Origin of the sequence: Desulfovibrio sp. 1214_IL3152, assembly GCF_036763055.1 — a bacterium.
Classification (GTDB): domain Bacteria; phylum Desulfobacterota; class Desulfovibrionia; order Desulfovibrionales; family Desulfovibrionaceae; genus Desulfovibrio.
Map to the genome: position 1 here is coordinate 1 of NZ_JBAIYW010000058.1, position 19,017 is coordinate 19,017.

Below are 19,017 nucleotides of genomic sequence, written 5' to 3' on the forward strand. Positions count from 1 at the left end.
GCCCCAGCGAGGAACGCCGGCTGCTGGCGGGTCAAGCCACAGGCGGCTTGCCAGGCCCCAGGCATCCATGAGCAGCACCAGCAAAAAGACGTAGAAAACCATACCGAGCCAGAAAGCGCCGGCCCGCAGCAGCCAGACCTGAGCCAGGGATTCATCGCCCAGCTTGTAGAGCAGGGGAAAGGACAGGCCAAGTGTGGCTACCGTCAGGCACAGAAGCGGACGCAGCCAGCCCGTATGGGGAAGCGCGCGCCACAGCCACCAGATGATCCAGCCGTTGATAAAGGCCAGGCCAAAGCCCGTAATGACAAAAAATCTCACCATGAGTAAATCGACCTTATGAAGCCCAGGCGGCAAGGGCTTTATCCAGGTCGGGACCGGGAGAGACCTTGAGGGCATTGTCCAGATGCAGGTGGCAGACATGTCCTTCAAGGCATATCTGGGCATGTGTTTCCACCGAGCCGGGGTGGCTTTCAAGAATATTGCGCAAGGCCAGCAGGTCTTGGCGCCCCATGCGGTGGGGGGGAATCTGTACGCATACCGGCGTGTCATTCAGCCCGCAGCATTCGGCCATCAGCAGCAGGCTCTGGCCCAGCAGCTTGATCTCACGCGGGGCTTCTTCTCCCTCATCGTCAGTGTCGCGATTGTCGCCCGGTTCTTTGTCCAGGCGGGCAGTCAGGCAAAGGGGCTGTTCCGAGTGCAGCATCTGGCGGATTTCGGCATAGCTGCGTGGAAAAAAGGTTACCTCGGCATGACCGGTAAGGTCTTCGACCGCGGCAAAGGCCATGCGCTCTCCCTTGCTTTTGGTAATAACCTCCCGCACGCTGGTCACAAGCACGGCACAGCGCACTTCCGCCCCCGGGAACATGTCTCGCGCGTCTTCAAGCGTGGTGAGGCCCAGACGGCGTATCTCGCGCAGGTAGGGTTGCAAGGGGTGGCTCGTAAGGAAAAAGCCCAGGGCTTCCTTTTCCGCGCGCAGTTTGTCCTCGTCAGCCATTTCGGGAGTGTCGGCCTCCGGGCAGTCTATGCCTATGCCCGGTTGAGGAGCGCTTTCTGCCACAGGGGCCATAGCCAGCAAGGAGACCTGGTTGGAATTCTTGTCTTTGGCTTTCTTCTGAGCGCGGGCCACCACCAGATCCAGAGAGGCCAGCATGGCGGCCCGGGACACGCCAAAGCAGTCACAGGCTCCGCCTTTTATCAGGGATTCCAGCACGCGTTTGGTAACCTTGCGCAGATTTACCCGGCAGCACAGATCAAAAAGCGAGGTAAATTCTTCTTCCTGCTGGCGGGCTTCTATTATTTCCCGGATGGCTTCATCGCCCACGTTTTTGATACCGCCAAGGCCGAAAACAACCTTGCCGTCATGAGCTGAAAATTCGCGCTGACTGCGGTTTACCGAGGGCTGAACCACGTCGATGCCCATATCCTTGCAGCAGGAGACGTACTTGAGCAGCTTGTCCTGGTTGCCCATTTCAGAAGTGAGCAGGGCGGCCATGAATTCGACCTTGTAGTGAACCTTCAGGTACGCCGTGTAGTAGGAAATGAGCGCGTAGGCGGCGGAATGGGACTTGTTGAAGCCGTATTCCGCAAATTTTTCCATCAAGTCGAATATTTCGTTGGCTTTTTCTTCGCTGATATTATTTTTTTGAGCTCCGGCCACAAAGGTGACGCGCTCTTTTGCCATGGCCTCGGCTTTTTTCTTGCCCATGGCACGGCGCAGCAGGTCGGCCCCGCCAAGCGTATAGCTGGCGATGATCTGGGCGATCTGCATGACTTGTTCCTGATAGACAATAACGCCATAGGTATCGCGCAGGCAGTCGGTAAGCGACTCGTGCGGATAGATGACAGGAACCTGCCCGTGTTTGCGCTTGATGAACTCGTCCACCATGCCGGAACCAAGAGGGCCGGGCCGGTAAAGCGCCAGCATGGCGATGACATCTTCAAAGCAGGTGGGGCGCAGCATGCGCAAATACTGCCGCATGCCCGAACTTTCCACCTGGAACACGCCGTCGGTTTCGCCCCGTGCGTAAAGTTCGTATGTTTCGGCGTCAGTCAGCGGAAGGTTGTCGAGATTCGGCGGAGTCTGCCCCTGAAGACTGATGTTATCCAGGGTATCCTGGATAAGCGTCATGGTTTTGAGGCCCAGAAAGTCGAATTTGACCAGCCCGGCCTTTTCCGTCATGGGACCGTCAAACTGGGTCACAAGTTCGCCGCGTTTGCCGAGATACAGAGGAAGGTATTCCTTCATGGGCTTGTCCGAAACGACAAGCCCGGCGGCGTGGGTGGAAGCGTGGCGTGCCAGGCCCTCAAGACGGCGCGCCGTATCAAGAAGGTGCTTGACCTGTTGGTCTTCAAGATACAGCTTTTCCAGTTCCGGCTCGCTTTCGAGAGCCTTCTTGATCGTCATTTTGAGGTCGGCCGGAACCAGCTTGGCGATGCGGTCTGTTTCGGCAAAGCTCATGCCCAGGGCGCGGCCGACGTCGCGCACGACGCCTTTGGCTTTCATGGTTCCGAAGGTGGTGATTTGCGCCACCGAACCTTCGCCGTAGGTTTCCACCATGTGCTTGATGACATCGCCGCGGCGGCGTTCGCAGAAGTCCACGTCGATATCGGGCAGGGACACGCGCTCACTGTTCAGAAAGCGTTCAAACAGAAGATTGTAGGGGATGGGGTCGAGGTTGGTAATGCGCAAGGCCCAGGCCACCAGCGAGCCTGCCGCGGATCCTCGCCCTGGTCCTACGGGGATGTCGTTATTTTTTGCCCAGTTGATGAATTCCTGCACGATAAGAAAATAGCTCGGAAAACCCATTTCAAGGATAACGCGCAGCTCATACTGCAGGCGGTCGCGATAGACTTGCGGGTCCAACTGGTCGCGATCCGGGTGGTTTTCCAGTCTTTTTTCGAGGCCTTCTTCGGCAAGCCGCCGGAATTCGGACTCCATGCTGGAGCCTTCGGGCAGTTGATAGACGGGAAAATAATGATTGCCGAAATCCAGCTCCACATTGCAGGTCTCTGCAATGCGTGCGGTATTGGCAAGGGCTTCCGGCACATGGCCGAAAGATTTTTCCATTTCTTCTATGGACTTGTAGTAAAGCTCGTGCGTACCGAACTGCATGCGCTTGGGGTCGTCCATAGTGGTCTGCGTTTGAATGCAAAGCAGCACCTCATGGGCCTCGGCGTCGTCAGCGTTCAGGTAGTGACAGTCGTTGGTGGCTACCAGGGGCACGTTGCACGTTTCGGCCAGTTCAATAAGCGCGGTATTGGCTTTTTCCTGTTCCTTGAGCCCGTTGGATTGAAGCTCCAGGTAAAAGCGGCCCGGATAGATGTCGGCATATTCGTGCGTCAGCTTGCGGGCCAGATCCATGTCGTCAGCCAGAATGGCCTTGGGAATTTCGCCCGCGATGCAGGCGGAAAGGCAGACAAGCCCCTCAGAATACTTGCGCAGCAGCACTTTGTCCACACGCGGCTTGTAGTAGAAACCGTCAAGAAAGCCGTGGCTGACAAGCTTTACCAGGTTATGGTAGCCGACCTTGTTCTGCGCCAGCAGTATAAGGTGATGACGTCTGCGGGCAAGGGGAGAATCCGTTTTCTTGTCTGTATGGTCGTGACAAACGTAAACTTCGCAGCCAAAGATGGGTTTAATACCAAACTCTTTGCAGCCCTGATAAAAATAGGCAGCGCCAAAAAGGTTGCCGTGGTCGGTAATGGCGCAGGCGGGCATGCCAAAGTCCTTGGCGCGGGCGCAGAGGTCTTTGATGCGGATGGCTCCGTCAAGCAGGCTGTATTCGGTATGGCAATGCAGGTGAACAAAATCGGACATGAACTCTCCGGAAGACTGGAAACAGAGGAAATTGAAGATTGTGAATGTGTAGTGCTGAGGGCTGACAGCCCCCGGCCGTTTCTTATAGCAAAAGCCGCCCGACCTCTCAAGCGGCTGGCGTGCGCCAACTCGGGCTGATCTGGCAGAACTGCGCGCACAGCGGGGCCATGCGGGACGCGCATTGATTTGCACGGCGCGGGGGAGTACAGAAACGACATGAAAAAACAGCACGACAACGCGCGCGATGTCCGCGGTATCCGCGATCATCTCGATATAACGGGTCACAAAGACTGGTTTATGGCCTATGCCGCTGCACAGTGCGCCAAAGAAGAGGCCAGGCAGCACGGCGATGTTGCCCCCATGCTTCTTAAACTGCGCCACAGCCTTGCTGTGCTTGAAACTGCGGAGCGCATCGTGGCCGGCGAAAGGTTTTCTCCGGCTCTGGGGCGGGTCTGCCTGCTTGCAGCTTTGTATCATGACGTCGGTCGATTTGAGCAGTATTTGCGCTATCACACCTTCAAGGACAGCCAGTCGTGCAACCACGGACAGTTGGGGGTGCGCGTCCTCAAACGTGAACGCCGCCTCATTGGCGAGGCTACGGCCACACGCAAGGCTGTGATGGCAGCGGTAGGGCTGCACAACCGTTTTGCGTTGCCACCGGGCCTGACAGAGGCCATGTCAGCGGCTGCCCACGTGGTGCGTGATTCAGACAAGCTGGATATCTTGCGCGTTATGGACGAGCACCTGTCTGGTCCCGGCCCCTATAATCCCACCGTTGTGCTGAGCCTTCCCGATACCCCTGGTTTATATGCCGAGGCCGTACTCAGGGCGGCCAGTGAAAACCGGGTGGCTGCCTATGCAGATTTGCGCAGCGTCAATGATTTTCGCGTGCTGCTGGGGACATGGTTTTTTGACATGCATTTTGCGTCCAGCCGCTGCCAGTTTGTGGAAGACGGCCACGCCCGTAATCTTCTACTGGGATTGCCCGTTGACGCGGCCTATGGCGAAGTGCGCCGGGCAATGCTTGAAAAAATAGGCGGCAGGGCATGATGCAGCATTTGCCTGAGCAACGCGCGTCTTCTGCTGTGCTGCAAAGTCCTGCTGCCTCCGCTTCGGCAGTCGCATCTGACGCGCGAGACGAGGACGCGGCGGTGGAGTCGTCTGGCGGCCCGGCAGCCTTTGTTTTTCCTCCCTTGTTCGATTGTCCGCCTTTTTTTCCGAAAAAACTGCTTGTGCGAAAGGTTCCCTGGCCTGCGGGGGCGTCCGGCGCGCCGCTTAATGCCACTCCGGAAGCGCTGCGGCATATGTCCCATGATCCGGTTCCCCTTGTGCGCATGGCATATGGACTTTTTTACCTGCCGCCCGCCGTGGCCGAAGCGCTGCTGCACCTGGCTCTGGCTGCCGCTGTGGAGACGCTGGTTGTTGACTTCAAGTGCGCCGAGCGCAATCTGGAACTGCCCGCAGCGGCATTGGTGAATTTTCTGCCGGGTCTGAAGAGTGTACACGTAGCGGCATTTATGAAGTCCGGGGGGCTGGAAGGACTTGTTTTCCGCATGGGTTTAGAGGTGCTCGAAAGGCGCACACTGCTTGGCGGGGCGGCCGTTATGCTGCGCTTGCGGGCAAATTGCCTGCGGACAAGCTGATGTTTTTTTGCCGGGCAGGGGAGGAGAGTCAAGCCGTTTGCGTGAGGACATGTGTATCTCTTGATATTTTTTAGACTTATGCATGAATTCACTTTTTCTGGCATCTATCTTGCTTAATACCCGGCATTGCAGCCACACACGGCAAAAAAGACCACAAGCCTACCGGGGGAGCCTGTGACACCAGAAAGCCCAAACCAGATAAGCAGCATGCTCCATATGCAGTCCGGCAGAGCTGACGCAGGCAATAACCAGTATTTCGGATCATCGCTCAGTGAGCCTCTGGCATGTCTTGATGATGCAAACCTGCATATTCTGCACGACCTGGAGCGCTCGGGGAGCGGACTTGTTGATGCCATTGAGCTCAGGCTTGAGGCCATGCAGGAAGCTTTTATGGCGCAGCTTCAGTCATGCATGAAAGAGCAGACTCTTGACTTTGATGAGCGTCTGGTACTGTATCTGTCCCATACCGGAGACCTTGTGGTGGAAGGTAAGGATCAGGACGCAGAAAAACTGTGCCGCATTATTTCAGAACATCCTGCCTTGCAGAAATATTTTCACGTCATGGCGAAGGTGGCCCTTCTGGCGCATGGCCTGTCGGTTGCATCCCAGGCGCAGGGCGCGTTGAAAGCCAATGCTGACGACGTGGACGCCACTGTTTTCAGCCGCTACCGGATGTGTCTGAAAGGCTCTCTTTCACATTTCTATGTTCGTTGAGCTTGCCAATCGGCAGTAACCGTCTTATATTACTTTCCCAAGGAAATGGGGGCGCACTGGTTTCGACGGGGACGTGGAAACCGTAGCGGCAGGTCGAGGCGCCGCTGGCCTCGTAAAAAGCGGCACACAAGTAATTGCCAACAACGATTACGACTACGCTTACGCTGCCTAATAACAGCGAGGCAATGACCGTTTAACGGTCGCGCCAGTCAGGGCCATGCCTGATAACTCTGATTGGCGACATGTATCAGGCTGGCGAAAACCGGCTCTCGCCGGGGTTTTTCGCGAGGAGTTTACTGGCGAGATTGCTGCGTTGCGCCTGGTCAGGGGCCAACAACGCGGTGAAATACATACTTGACCTAAACCTGTAGATGCTTCGTGTGGAATGTTCTCGGACGGGGGTTCGATTCCCCCCGCCTCCACCATCTAACAATTTCAGAAAATCCCGCAAGGTTCCAAAAACCTTGCGGGACTTTGTTTTTTGCTTTTGGATCTCGTGCCGTTGCGGTTGGCCTTATGACATCAGTGCGTGTTTGGAGCAGAGCCGTTCGAGCATTTCCTTTTCTTCGTCAGCAATGAATCCGGGGACTTGAAAAATACGAAGTTCCGGAGGTGTCTTTTTTCCCGCTGGTGGTGGTTCGTTGTCCGGCTCCGTGACCGCAGGCGAGCTAACGGCCAATAAAGCCTGTGCAGTTGATTGCAGCTTTTCAGCAAGCGCTGCAAAATCGGGAAGACTTTGGCTCGGGGATGTGAGGGTAGACATGAGGCACGCCACTGATTTTGATATGCGAACTCTCTGAAATAGAAAGCTCCGGGCGCTATCAACCGCCAGTGGACGGCGGGCTATTTTCCCTTGCGGGTAATGCTACCGCAAAAAACTTGCTCCTCTAGTCGAGTCCCAAAGCAGGCTCACCTGAAAATAGGCCACTGGCAAGGCCGGAGTCTGGGATGGCAGGGGCCGTTCAAAACCGTGACAGGCTCTGCCGCCCCAATTAAAATGGTGGGGAGCAGGCTAGGTGATATTTGATTCTTGCTGATGCAGTTTTTTTCTTTTTGCCTTTCCTGTAATGTGGTCGATGGTTAGCGCGATAATGCCAGTTCTTGATATGGAGCCTTTAATTGCTCCCTCTGCCATATCTATACAATCAGGTAAATATTTTTTAGCAAGTTCAAAAAGAACATCTTTTTTTACATCAATGGCGTCTATTATGCGGGCTTTGCCATAGACAACAACACTTTCAAAATATGTGGTAAAATTTTTATCGTATACGGGCTGAGTTTTTCCTACGACACTGAAACAGACTTTTTCTTCATTGGCTATATTGTCGATTTTTTGCCCTGAAAAAGCGCTATGGAAAAATATTTCGTTTTTAATAAGTACATAAGACAATGGTACAACATAGGGCTGGTTGTTCTTATCAACTGTTGCTAAAAAGCCATATTCCTCGTTCTGCAAGATTTCCAACGCTTCTTCATGAGAAATCTGCCGGTCTTTTCTTCTCATGTCTCTGTACATAGATATTTCCTGAGTTGAAAATTTCTGTCCCCTGATTTTCCCAATTCATTTAAAAACAGGTCGTAAGCCGCGCCTTCATCAATTTTTCTGGGATGATGCTGAGACGCCTGCTTTGGAACATGCGTTGCAAAGTACTTTTCAGCGGCGTTGCTTATGAACGGAGCATGAGTCACTGTCCAGACCAATCGCAACATCAAATGAAGAGAACTTGCACTGACTATGATACGGCAAGGTTCCAGAAAGACTCTTATGGTCATTTTACTGCAATAAAGGTCATAAGCGGAGAGGAAGGACACTTTCCGTACCCAGATTGGCACTCAATGGACGAAAAACCCGCACATTCCAGCAAAAGCTTAAACTCTTCTATTCCGTACCAGTAAAGCACAAAGTTTGATAATTCCGTTTGCAGGATCTTACCTTTTTCCAGCAGATCATATCGATGGATGAAGCTTGTCTTTTGTTGATGCCAATCTATCTTTTGAGAGGTTGAGGTAAATAGAATTCCAAAATTGCCATCAATGGGGAACTGGCTTATTGACACGCTATTGGGAATAAACTCTGCTGGCAATTCCAAATCAACAATGAATTTTCCATCTTCTTCAAGATGCTGATAAAAAGAGCGCAATACTTCCTTGACACGATCGCGCGCCAACAAACTGAAGCTCCCTGTCGGCATTATTATGCTTTCATATTTGGGGGATAGCTTCAGGTTTGTAAGGTCTTCTTGATACAGGTGGCCTGCTGTGTCGGCAGCCAGCATGTTCGCTTTGCATTGCTTCAGCATGTCAGCAGATATGTCTACACCTTCTACCTTTAATCCTTTTTGGAGCAGGGGAATCATTATTCGCCCAGTGCCGACACCGGCTTCCAAAATTTTCCCTTTCGTGTCTTTCAGTTGCTCATAATAATACTCTAAATCACCATTAATAGAGCAGCCAACGGGCTTAGTCAGTTCATACAGCTTTGTGCTCAATTCGCCATACTCAGTAAACATGTCGTTATCTTCTTTCCTGAAACATTTTTTGCGTCATAAAAATCCGCACAAGATAATGGGGCGTCCGAGATATGATAATGCTTGTTGCAGTTTTTTGGATTTCAACAGTCAGCATATCCTATCATTCTGAGCAAAAACTTGCGAAATTTCAACTGTTGGTTGTCCGCCATTCTTGGCCTCAAATTCAATCCAACCGGACGGCGGTAAAAAGCGGGAGCATGCATTCCCGGTTCAGGGCAGGGGCTAGAGCAATTTCACTTTGAAATTGCTCGGAAGGCTGCGTGAGCAGACGTTCGCTACGGAGGCGTAAGCGCAGTTTATCTGCGCGGTTAAACGCCGAAGTGAGCGTGCCTTAAACTTTGAGAATATACATTCTCAAAGTTAATCTGCTCTAGGTGCGCCTTCTTAACGCCATGCTCTGTAAGGCTGGATTCAGCATCTTTCACCATGATCCTATGCTTTTCCTTTCGAGTTCAAGAAGAAAAAACAACGTGAGCAGGTAACCTTCGGATACTGCTATTGCAACATGGGGAAGCGCTTCTTCAAGGCTTAAGAAGACAACACCTTTGTATTGTAATACTTGGTAATAAATGCTATTTAAGGTATTTTTTGAAGAATTTTCCAAGCTCTTTAAAGTGGAGTATAGTTTCAGGCGCATCAGGCAGCATCATATATTGAGCGTGTGACATGCCTTCAAAAACAATCAAATCCGCATCCACTCCGGCCTGCCGGAGTTTGATATGCATACGCACGGTGTTGCTCAAGAAGAGGTCGCGAGTGCCGGAAGTGAGAAGCGTTGGCGGAAAGCCGCTGACATCTCCATAAACGGGGGACAGCATCGGATCTTTTGGATCGTGGCCGTCTGCGTAAACTTTTGCTGCCTCGCCAAGCCAGCCTTCATAGCTCACCAGTACGTTATCCAGATGTTCATTGGTGAAATAGGAGTCGCCTGTTTTCGTGAGGTCTGCCCAGGGGGTTCCTGCGGCAATCGCGGCTGGCAACGGTAAATCTTCTGCCTTGGCGCGGAGAATCAGTGCCAGTGTCATGCCGCCGCCCGTGGAAGTACCGAAAACGCCGATTTTTTCTGAAGGCGTGGTTTTCAAAAGCGCTCTATAGACGTCAGCAGCATCATCCAGGGCAGCCGGGTATGGAAACTTCGGAGCCATCCTGTAATCCGGCATAATGACGCAATAGCCGCAGAGGGCAGCCGCCAGAATGGCCTCATAGGTGCCGGATTCGCCCGGCCCCAGCACATACCCGCCACCATGAAAATTTAAAAGAACCCGGCCCATGTTTTCTTCTGGAAGATTTTTGGGGGTGACGAGGAATACGGGAACTCCGCCCATAGCCTCCGCCGTGACCGTAACGCCCATCTGCTCCCGCAGTGCGGGCAGGATGGATTCCATCGAATCCGCAAAACTTTTTACAAATATTCTCCATTCCTCCGCATTTTTTGGATGGGTGTTCCAGTGAGAGGGCGCGCCTGCGCTGATGAGTTTCCGTAACTGTGGGCTGACAGTATCCGGTACGGGTATGTCGCCTGTCGCGGCTTGGACCTGAACTGTGGACATGCAGAATAAGAAAAGAGCCAACAGGCTTTTCTTCACCATTTTCATAAATTTGACCTCCTACAATTTAGCTGTACAAAAGCAGCCGCGCCCCGTTACACAGGACGCGGCTACCCGTATTCCATATTTAGAGTCTATATATTCCATGCCGATTTGGCTATTTGAGATTTTGCGTGAAGAAGCTACCTAATTTATCAAAGGGAATCAGGCTCAATCGGTCGTACAGGTCAACATGTCCGGCCCCTTTGACGTAATATAGTTCTTTCGGTTCCGCGGCCCGCTTGTAAGCGTCCTCACTGAACTCCTTGGAGTACGCCTGATCGCCAGTAATGAACAGCAGGGCGCGGGGCGAAATTGTTTCGATGTCATTGAACGGGTAAAAGTTCATAAACTTGGTATTGCTGCTTAAGGTTGGATGGGTCGTGGTTTTTCTGGTCTGGCCTTCGGGCGTGAACTCGCCTCTGGGAGTGCGGTAAAATTCGTAAAACTTTATTTCAAGAGGGTGCGAATTTGCATTGATTTCATGTACTGTGCCGCTGGTGTATCTGGCCGGGCCGCCTTCCGCTTACGCCCTGTGCCTTGATAACATCGTAAACACAACGGGCGAAAGCAGCCTGTGTTTCCGCCCGTTGTCACCCTCTCTGGAATCGCAGGTCAATCTGGTTTGGAAAAAACATCAGGTATTTTCCAAACCATCCGGGTTATTTTTGGACAACCTTAAATCGCGATTCTGAGCTGACTGTCATCCGCCATTATCATAGCTCTTCAACGTTGAGTGTAGCTGCAGAGTCTCGAATGCCCTCTAGCCTCAGTTCGTGTGCTTTTTCAAGGAATAATCGGATATACTCTTCAGTCAGTGCGCTCGTGTCTTCTTTGCCCTGCACTGATTTTTTGAGAAAATTTCAGCCTTCAAATGTGAAAAGAACGATTCAGCGCAAGCATTGTCCAAGCAATTGCCTTTGCGCGAATGACTTGCCTGAAGTTGTAATTTTTCAAGTCGGTTACAATGCAATTTGTGAGTGTATTGAAACCCTTGATCTGAATGCACTACCGCGCCTGGCATTGTCGGGAGTTTGTCTGGAGTTTGTCTAATGTGGCGAGCACCAGATCAAAGTAACGACGCTTTTTGCGAATAACAGACTGGATACCGAGCTTGCGCATAAGCGTAGTCTTCTTACCGTCGGCCATAAAAGACCCCCATCATATTTTCAGAGTTTAAGCCTGGTGTTTTTTTGCTTTGTCTACCTGATGAGGGTCATAGCAATGCTGCCATGCCGACTAGTTCTTTTGCCTGCATGATCCTGCAGTAAAAGTCTTTTGACGCGTCAATATCTCTGGTGACCAGCAAGTAGCCTTCAAGCCGCATATGCCCTCCTGAGGCGAAAAAAATTCTGTGTGCGTAACCACTTGCCAAAGTTCATGCCTGCAACTAGCCGCAACGAAATCGTAAATAATTTGTAACCCTCCTTGACAGCAAATTTGATTAGAGATATTTTTTAAAAAACGGAACAATGTACCGTAATGCGGTATAAAGAGTGTAGCTGAAGACGCTTCCGCCTGCAAGTCATTCCAGACCGACAGGCCAGTTTTCAGCAAGCCTGTACGCAGATGCGCGTTGATGGACCAGCTTGTTGACTGTCGTGGGATTTTCGGCAGTTGCCCTATTAAACGAGTTATTCAGGAGAGGGGTATGGCAGAGCATCACCAGGGCCTTACAAGTTTTGAAGACGCTCCTTTTTTGCCTCTGCACCGGAAGATTGCGGCGGGCGCTTTTCTGGGGCAGATCTGTGATGGCTATATTTTGGGCATTGTGGGAATTGCCCTGAGCTACGCGGCAAAACCTCTGGGGCTGACCAGCTTCTGGATGGGGCTCATCGGAGCAGGCTCACTGCTGGGCATTCTTTTCGGCAGCCTGCTCATGGGCTCTCTGGCCGACCGCATCGGACGCAAGTTCCTTTTTTGCGTGCTTATGCTGGTATCCGTAATCGTCTCCCTTGCGCAGCTTCTCATCTCCGAACCGCTGACCCTGGCTGCCGTGCGCTTTTTGCTGGGCATGGCCGTCGGCGCAGACTATGCGGTGGGCATAGCCCTGCTCAGCGAATGGACGCCCCGCAAGAAGCGCGGCAGCATCCTGGCCTGGCTTTTGGTCACATGGACCATGGGGTATGTTCTTGCCTATTGCGTGGGTGTCGGGCTGCAAAGCCTGGGAGACGTAAGCTGGAACTGGATTCTTGCCTCGTCCGCGGTGCTGGGCTTTATCACCATGCTGGTGCGCCTGGGTTCGCCCGAATCGCCGAACTGGCTGGCGAGCAAGGGCAGAACCCGTGAGGCACTGGAAATTATCCGGCAGCATCTGGGCGAGGGCTACGACCTGCCGCCGACAGAGGGGAAAAAAGCTTCAACTTCCTGGATCCGCCTGTTCCGCAAACCTCTTCTTTACAATACCATTGTTTCCGGCGTGTTCTTTGCCTGTCAGGTATTGCCTTTCTTCGCCATCAGCATCTTTCTGCCAATGGTGCTGACGGAACTGAAGATTGAAAATCCCTATGCCACCGGCGTACTGTACAATGTTTTTACCATGGTCGGGGTGCTTTTCGGCACATGGCTTATCAGCAGGATTTCCCGCCGTGCCTTCCTGTTGGGAACCTTTTACGGCGGGGGCGTGCTCCTGCTGATTCTTACAGTCTGGCAGGGCATGCCCCCCTATATCGCCCTGGCCTTTGTCGCGGCCTTTGCCCTGGTGCTGGCGATTTCCATCACATTGGAATTCGCCTATCCCCCCGAGCTGTTCCCCACGGAACTGCGTGGTTCGGGTGTGGGCCTTACAATAGCCATCAGTCGTATCGGCGCGGCCGGGGGAACCTTTCTGCTGCCGATCATTTCCGAACAGTTCGGTATTGCGGCCTCCCTCGGCGGCTGTGTTGCCACGCTCTTTCTGGGGGGCGTGATCTGCCATATGTGGGCGCCTGAAACATCTGAAAAATTCATGGGGGACACCCCGAAGGTGGATGGTGTACCCGTACCCGCGGTTGCGCTCAGAAGCTGACCTGTATGCATGACGCATCCCCTGTGGCGAGCGTCGATTTGTTACTGTGGGACAGTATATCACAACAACTTTGAAGGAAGATAGTCAAGGAGGGCATCAATGCGCGAAGTAAAAATTTTTCCGGCAGAAACCGGGGTAAACGGCTGGCTCGAAACGTCGCCTTTCAAAAAGCACCAGTTCAATTCGCAAGAAGAAATACTGGACAGCTACGACTTTGTGGTCATCGGCTGCGGTTACGGAGGCTTCGGCGCTGCCTGGCGTTTTGCCGAACTTAACCCCGGCGCCAAGATAGCTGTTTTTGAGGCCATCCGGGTGGGAGCCAACGACAGCGGCAAGAACGCGGGTTTTCTTATTGACGTGCCGCACGCTTTTGGCGGTGACGATTCGACGGTTGAAGACAAAAAATGGTGCGTGCGGCTAAACGTGGCCTCACAGGACAAGATGCGCAAAATCATCAAAGACCACAACCTCAAGGTCGACTGGGATGACTGTGGCAAATACCTGGCCGCCAACGAAAGCAGCGCCTTCAAGCACCTTGACAGCGAGGCCAAGGACCTGGACGACGTGGGCGTTCCCTATCAATATGTAGAACATGAGGAACTATCGCGCAAACTGGGTACAAGGTACTATAAAAAGGCCCTGTTCAATCCCGGTTCCGTCTTGGTAAATCCTGCGGATGTGCTGCGCGGGCTGTGCAGCGTGCTGCCTCCCAACGTGCACCTTTTTGAAGAAACCCCTGTGCTGCGTATAGAGGACGACAGGGAACCCAAGGTGGTGCTGGTCAATGGCAGAAAAATCCGTTGCAAGGCCGTGGTGGTTCCCATCAGCACCTTCCTTGAAGAATTTGGCCTGTCTAAAAACCAGTTTTGCCCCATCATTTCTTTTGGCGCGCTTTCGCGGCAACTGGACGAAAGCGAGCTGGATGCTCTTGGCAGGGACGTCAAGCCCTGGGGCGTGACGGCGGCGCATACCGCAGGCACCACGGTGCGATTTACCCACGACAACAGGCTGCTTGTGCGCAACGGGCTCATGTACGCCACATGGCTCACCAGTTCGCCCGAACGCATCCGTCGGTCACGCCGCATGTTGCGCAAGGCCTTCAACAACCGCTTCCCCAAGCACAAGCATGTAAACTTTGAATATGTATGGGGCGGCATGATCCACCTGACTATGAATTCCAGATCCGTCTTCGGACGCAAGGGAAATATTTTTTACTCCGGCGTGGGCGAAGGCGCGGGCATCATCAAGGCTTTTACCATGGGCACCTATCACGCTGAATGGGCCAACGGCATGAACAGCGAAGTTCTTGATTTTCTCAAAAATGACAAGAAGCCCAGCTGGCTGCCACCCGAACCCTTCCGCACAGTCGGCGCCGAATGCCGTCTACTGTGGGAAACAGCTACAGCCCGAGGTGAAATTTGACCTTCCGCATCCTCTTGCCGGCAGAACCTTTTTGTCGGCGAGAGGAAAAAAATAATAACATTATGGAACGACATGCCGCAATGCGGTATAAATGTAAAATCCAGGCAATTTTTCTTGAAGCCATTAACCCATGTGAGACTCAGGATGAAAGAAACACTGTTCCTGAAAAATACGGAGACGTTCGCCGAGAGCATGATCCGTTGCGGCGTCCGTGGACACTTTGCCTATCCCATCACGCCGGCCACGGACGTCATGCGGTACTCTTCCACCAAACTGCCGGAATTCGGCGGACGCATGGTGCAAATGGAAAGCGAACTGGCCGTGGCCAACGCCCTGGCTGGCTATGCCTGTACCGGCAAACTGGGGGCTACATCCACATCGGGTCCCGGCATGTCTCTCATGCAGGAAACCATTTCCTTCATGGCTGGAGGTGAACTGCCCTGCATCTTGCTGGACGCCATGCGCGTGGGTCCCGGCGACGGCGACATCGTCGGGGCGCAAAGCAACTATTATCAGGCCACGCGCGGCGGCGGCCACGGCGACTACCGGGTCATTGTCCTTGCCCCCTCCTGCGGTCAGGAAATTGCCGACCTCATGCCGCATGGCATCAAACTGGCCTACACCTACCGCACCCCCGTGCTCTTTGTGGTGGACGGCGTGACCTGTCAGATGACCGAATCCACCACCTTTGACCCGCCTCACGACTACAGCGCCGATTTTGACACCTCCGAGTGGCGGTTTACCGGTACTGGCGAGCACCCGAAGCGTTTTTTGCTCACGGGCAGCTATTCCCACGCCCAAGGTTATGAAATGAACGAGCGCCTGCGCAAAAAATACACGCTCATCAAGGAAAAGGAACAGATGTGGGAGCAGGAGCAGGTGGAAGACGCCGAAGTTCTTGTGGTGGCCTTCGGTATTCACGGACGCATGTGCAAGGACCTGGTTGAAAGCTGCCGCGCCAGAGGAAAACGTGTGGGCTACATCCGCCCCATAACACTCTGGCCTTTCCCGGACAGGGCCTTTGAAAATCTTCCCGCTTCGGTCAAGTCCATCCTGGTGGTGGAAATGAACCACGGTCAGATGATCGACGATGTGCGCCTGGCGGTGAACGGACAGGTTCCCGTGCATTTTCTGGGCAAGACCGGCGGCGACATCCCCATGTGCACCCTGGCGGACATGTCCCGCGAAGTCGGCAAACTGCTTGAGGGAGAATAACATGCAGACACTGGCAGACTACTACGGCAAAACGCTGAAATTTGATAAACTTTTCAGTTATTGCCCCGGCTGCGGGCACGGTGTTGTCACCAGACTGGTGGCGGAAACCATCGAAGCCATGGGCATCAGGGAAAAGACCGTTTCCGTGGTGGGTATCGGCTGCGGCGGCTTTTCCCACCATTACATGGAAATAGACGCCATTGAAGCCATGCACGGGCGCTCGCCGGCCGTGGCCGTGGGTTACAAGGCCGGTATGCCGGACAACATCGTCTACACCTATCAGGGAGACGGCGACATGAGCGCCATCGGCCTGGCGGAACTGCTGCATGCCGCCAACCGTGGCGTGCCTATAACCTGCATCATGGTCAACAACTCCCTTTTCGGCATGACCGGCGGGCAGATGTCGCCCACGACCATTCCCGGCCAGGTGACCTCCACCACGGCCAAGGGGCGTGACATCCACATCCAGGGCTATCCCCTGCTGGTTCCGGAACTGATGCGGGCCATGAAGGGGGTTGCCTACCTCGCCCGTGAAAGCGTGGCCGACGCCAAGAGCATCAACAAGGCCGCCAAGAGCATACGCAACGCCTTTGAATGTCAGGTCAGGGGACTGGGTTTCTCCTTTGTAGAAGTCATTGTGCCTTGCCCCACAGGCCTCAGGATGAAAGTGCTGGATTCCTACGCATGGTCCGCCAAAGAGGCCCTTGGCTACTTCCAGCCTCAGGTTTTCAAAAACGAACTGGAGCAAAACCGTGAAATATAAGTGCGCATTTTCCGGTTCCGGCGGGCAGGGCGCCGCGCTGATGGCAAAGCTGACCTGTCTTGCCGGCATCAAGGACAAAAAGCAGGTGGTCATGACCCAGACTTACGGTATTGAGCAGCGTGGCGGCGACTCCACCGGCTATGTCATAGTTTCCGACGAACCCATCGGCAATCCCATTGTGGAAGCGGACGCCGACGTCGCCGTAGCCATGAGCGAGAGTATCTACCAGTCGGCCCTGGAAACCGCCAAGGAAGGGGGCACGCTGTTTGTGAACAGTTCTCTGATCAAAAAACAGCTTGTGCGCCCGGAAGTGAAACAGGTTCCCCTGCCTGTTTCTGAAATGGCGCAGGAAATGGGTAACGTGCGCGTGGCAAACATCATCATGCTGGGTGCGATTGTGGCCAAAACCGGCATGTTGAGCGCCGATGCCGTCACCGCCGCCCTGACGGACCTGCTGGGTAAAAAAAAGGCGGCCCTGCTGGAGATAAACCTGCAGGCCCTGAACGCGGGCATGACGGCAGTGGAAAAGGAGGCGTGCAAATGAGCAAGAAAACAAAGTTGCACCTGATTGAAGGCGCCCGCTGCAAGTCATGCGGCCTGTGCGTCGCCGCCTGTCCCAAGCAGACGCTTGGTATCGGCTCCGGCCTCAACCAGCAGGGGTATGCCTTTGTGGTCCAGGTCGCGCCCGAAAAGTGCATAAAGTGCAATATTTGCCGCATTGTCTGCCCGGATGTCGCCATCGGCGTCATCGAGGCGAATCAGTAGCCCGCGAGGTACCTGTTTATGTCAGACCTGACTCCTCTGTTCAAACCCAAAAGCGTGGCCCTCATCGGGGCCTCGTCAGACACCAGGAAGTACGGCTACTGGACAGCCAAGAGCCTCATAGACAACAAGTTTACCGGTCAACTGTACCTCATCTCAAGAACAGCGGCCGACGACATTCTGGGCCACAAGCCCTATGCCAGTATCTCCGATGTTCCCGATCCGGTGGATCTGGCCATTGTGGGCATAGCCCCCAAACATATCCTGCCTGTGCTTCAGGAATGCGCGGATAAGGGCGTAAAGGCCGTCATTGTCGTGGCTACAGGTTTCGGTGAAACCGGGTCCGAAGGCAAGAAGCTGGAGCAGCAGATGCTTGATATCGCCGCCAAAAGCGGCATGCGCATCATGGGACCCAACTGCATGGGCCTGTTCAGCGCTCCCGTCAGTCTCAATGCCAGCATCATTGATCTGGACAAGGGGGACATGGGGCTTGTGCTGCAAAGCGGCAATTTCGGCATCGACATCAACTTCAATGCCAAGTCCCGCGATCTCGGCTACAGCGGGTGGGCGACCATCGGCAACCAGATCGACCTGCGCTTCGCGGATTTTGTGGAATATCTGGGGCGGGATGAAGGCACACGCGTTGTGCTCATGTATATGGAAGGGCTGCGCGTCTCGTCCGTGGACGACGGGCGGCGGTTTGTTGAAAAGGCCCGCATGACGGTCCTGAAAAAGCCTGTGGCCGCCATCAAGATCGGCCGCAGCGAAGCGGGGGCCAGAGCAGCCGCTTCCCATACGGGTTCCCTGGCGGGCAGCGAGAAAGTTTTTGACGCCGCACTGAATCAGGCCGGCGTCATCCGGCTGAACACCCCCAATGAACTGCTTGATGTGGGCGAGGCTTTTTCGCGCTGCAAGACGCCCAAGGGCAACCGCATTGCCATTCTCACCGACGGCGGCGGCCACGGCGTCATGGCCACGGATACCGCCGAACAGTTCGGTCTGGACGCATTTGTGCTGTCCGAGGCGACCCAGAACAAGCTGCGCGCCATTCTCAAACCCCATTGCCCCATCAGGAATCCTGTGGACCTTGCGGGTACGCCTGAAGGCGACATGTGGGTTTTCGACCGTTGCGCCGAGGTGCTGCTGGACGATCCCGAGGTGGACGGGCTGGTTATCGTGGGCCTTTACGGCGGTTACTGCGATCTGTCGGAAGAATTCCGCCAACTGGAAATGGATGTGGCCAAAAATCTGGCGCAGCGCGCGGTAACGTCCGACAAGCCGGTGGTCATGCATTCCATCTATCAGGCGCAGCGCCCTGAAAGCCTGACCTATCTCATGAAGCACGGCTTTCCTGTCTATGCTTCAATTGATGCAGCCATGCGGGCCATGGGCGCGCTTGTGGGCTTCAGCACCCGGCAGAAAAAAATACGCGAGGAACTGGCCGCAGCGCCCCCGAGCCTGCCTGAAGACCGTCATGCGGCCGTGAAGGCCATTTTCGACAGGGTGCGCGCGCAGCACAGGATAAACCTTGTGGAGACCGAAGCCCGCGAAGTGCTG

The 19,017-nt window shown here is 54.1% G+C and carries 18 protein-coding genes and 1 other RNA gene; 11 read left to right on the forward strand and 8 right to left on the reverse strand.

What is annotated here, in order from left to right; translation table 11 throughout:
- A partial coding sequence (locus V6C07_RS01090) for a hypothetical protein (RefSeq protein WP_333534552.1) occupies positions 1 to 321 on the reverse strand: 321 nt, incomplete at its 3' end.
- A 13-nt stretch (positions 322 to 334) separates the two neighbouring features.
- On the reverse strand, positions 335 to 3,817 hold the full coding sequence (gene dnaE / locus V6C07_RS01095; RefSeq protein WP_333534553.1) for a DNA polymerase III subunit alpha: 3,483 nt from the start codon (positions 3,815 to 3,817) through the stop codon (positions 335 to 337).
- A gap of 216 nt (positions 3,818 to 4,033) precedes the next feature.
- Between dnaE and V6C07_RS01100 the strand changes: the two genes are divergently transcribed.
- From V6C07_RS01100 to ssrA, 4 genes are all read left to right on the forward strand, one after another.
- Entirely contained in the window at positions 4,034 to 4,867 is an 834-nt protein-coding gene (locus V6C07_RS01100) for an HD domain-containing protein (RefSeq protein ID WP_333534554.1), read from the forward strand.
- Entirely contained in the window at positions 4,864 to 5,460 is a 597-nt protein-coding gene (locus V6C07_RS01105) for a hypothetical protein (protein WP_333534555.1), read from the forward strand. The genes V6C07_RS01100 and V6C07_RS01105 overlap by 4 nt, the downstream gene beginning before the upstream one ends.
- Positions 5,461 to 5,676: 216 nt before the next feature.
- Positions 5,677 to 6,174, forward strand: coding sequence for a hypothetical protein (locus V6C07_RS01110; RefSeq protein WP_333534556.1), 498 nt, complete (start codon positions 5,677 to 5,679; stop codon positions 6,172 to 6,174).
- 47 nt (positions 6,175 to 6,221) lie between these two features.
- Positions 6,222 to 6,599: a transfer-messenger RNA gene (gene ssrA / locus V6C07_RS01115) on the forward strand.
- 89 nt (positions 6,600 to 6,688) lie between these two features.
- Here ssrA and V6C07_RS01120 read toward each other — a convergent pair.
- The 6 genes from V6C07_RS01120 to V6C07_RS13355 form a co-directional block, all read right to left on the reverse strand.
- Positions 6,689 to 6,937: a hypothetical protein gene (locus V6C07_RS01120; RefSeq protein ID WP_333534557.1), complete on the reverse strand. Its 249-nt coding sequence runs from the start codon at positions 6,935 to 6,937 to the stop codon at positions 6,689 to 6,691.
- Positions 6,938 to 7,186: 249 nt separating this feature from the next.
- Positions 7,187 to 7,690, reverse strand: a complete 504-nt coding sequence (locus V6C07_RS01125) for a pyridoxamine 5'-phosphate oxidase family protein (protein ID WP_333534558.1) — start codon at positions 7,688 to 7,690, stop codon at positions 7,187 to 7,189.
- A gap of 253 nt (positions 7,691 to 7,943) precedes the next feature.
- Positions 7,944 to 8,684: a class I SAM-dependent DNA methyltransferase gene (locus V6C07_RS01130; RefSeq protein ID WP_333534559.1), complete on the reverse strand. Its 741-nt coding sequence runs from the start codon at positions 8,682 to 8,684 to the stop codon at positions 7,944 to 7,946.
- 593 nt (positions 8,685 to 9,277) lie between these two features.
- On the reverse strand, positions 9,278 to 10,294 hold the full coding sequence (locus V6C07_RS01135; RefSeq protein ID WP_333534560.1) for an alpha/beta hydrolase fold domain-containing protein: 1,017 nt from the start codon (positions 10,292 to 10,294) through the stop codon (positions 9,278 to 9,280).
- A 115-nt stretch (positions 10,295 to 10,409) separates the two neighbouring features.
- Complete coding sequence (locus tag V6C07_RS01140; protein WP_333534561.1) at positions 10,410 to 10,640, reverse strand: alpha/beta hydrolase; 231 nt, start codon at positions 10,638 to 10,640, stop codon at positions 10,410 to 10,412.
- Positions 10,641 to 11,507: 867 nt separating this feature from the next.
- Positions 11,508 to 11,618 carry a VOC family protein gene (locus tag V6C07_RS13355; RefSeq protein WP_442886160.1) on the reverse strand — a complete coding sequence of 37 codons (111 nt, stop codon included), beginning with the start codon at positions 11,616 to 11,618 and terminating at the stop codon, positions 11,508 to 11,510.
- 324 nt (positions 11,619 to 11,942) lie between these two features.
- On the opposite strand from V6C07_RS13355, the gene V6C07_RS01150 reads away from it, so the two are divergent.
- The 7 genes from V6C07_RS01150 to V6C07_RS01180 all read left to right on the forward strand — a co-directional run.
- The gene (locus tag V6C07_RS01150) at positions 11,943 to 13,298 is read left to right on the forward strand and encodes an MFS transporter (protein WP_333534562.1); all 1,356 of its coding nucleotides are present in this window, start codon (positions 11,943 to 11,945) and stop codon (positions 13,296 to 13,298) included.
- 99 nt (positions 13,299 to 13,397) lie between these two features.
- A complete protein-coding gene (locus tag V6C07_RS01155; RefSeq protein WP_333534563.1) occupies positions 13,398 to 14,720 on the forward strand; it encodes an NAD(P)/FAD-dependent oxidoreductase in 1,323 nt (440 codons plus the stop codon).
- 144 nt (positions 14,721 to 14,864) lie between these two features.
- Positions 14,865 to 15,935, forward strand: a complete 1,071-nt coding sequence (locus V6C07_RS01160) for a pyruvate ferredoxin oxidoreductase (RefSeq protein ID WP_333534565.1) — start codon at positions 14,865 to 14,867, stop codon at positions 15,933 to 15,935.
- 1 nt (position 15,936) lies between these two features.
- Positions 15,937 to 16,698: a thiamine pyrophosphate-dependent enzyme gene (locus V6C07_RS01165; RefSeq protein WP_333534567.1), complete on the forward strand. Its 762-nt coding sequence runs from the start codon at positions 15,937 to 15,939 to the stop codon at positions 16,696 to 16,698.
- Positions 16,688 to 17,242: a 2-oxoacid:acceptor oxidoreductase family protein gene (locus tag V6C07_RS01170; RefSeq protein ID WP_333534568.1), complete on the forward strand. Its 555-nt coding sequence runs from the start codon at positions 16,688 to 16,690 to the stop codon at positions 17,240 to 17,242. Before V6C07_RS01165 ends, V6C07_RS01170 begins: the two co-directional genes overlap by 11 nt.
- Positions 17,239 to 17,463, forward strand: a complete 225-nt coding sequence (locus tag V6C07_RS01175) for a 4Fe-4S binding protein (RefSeq protein WP_333534569.1) — start codon at positions 17,239 to 17,241, stop codon at positions 17,461 to 17,463. The genes V6C07_RS01170 and V6C07_RS01175 overlap by 4 nt, the downstream gene beginning before the upstream one ends.
- 18 nt (positions 17,464 to 17,481) lie before the next feature.
- On the forward strand, positions 17,482 to 19,017 hold a 1,536-nt coding region (locus V6C07_RS01180; RefSeq protein ID WP_333534570.1), incomplete at its 3' end, for an acetate--CoA ligase family protein.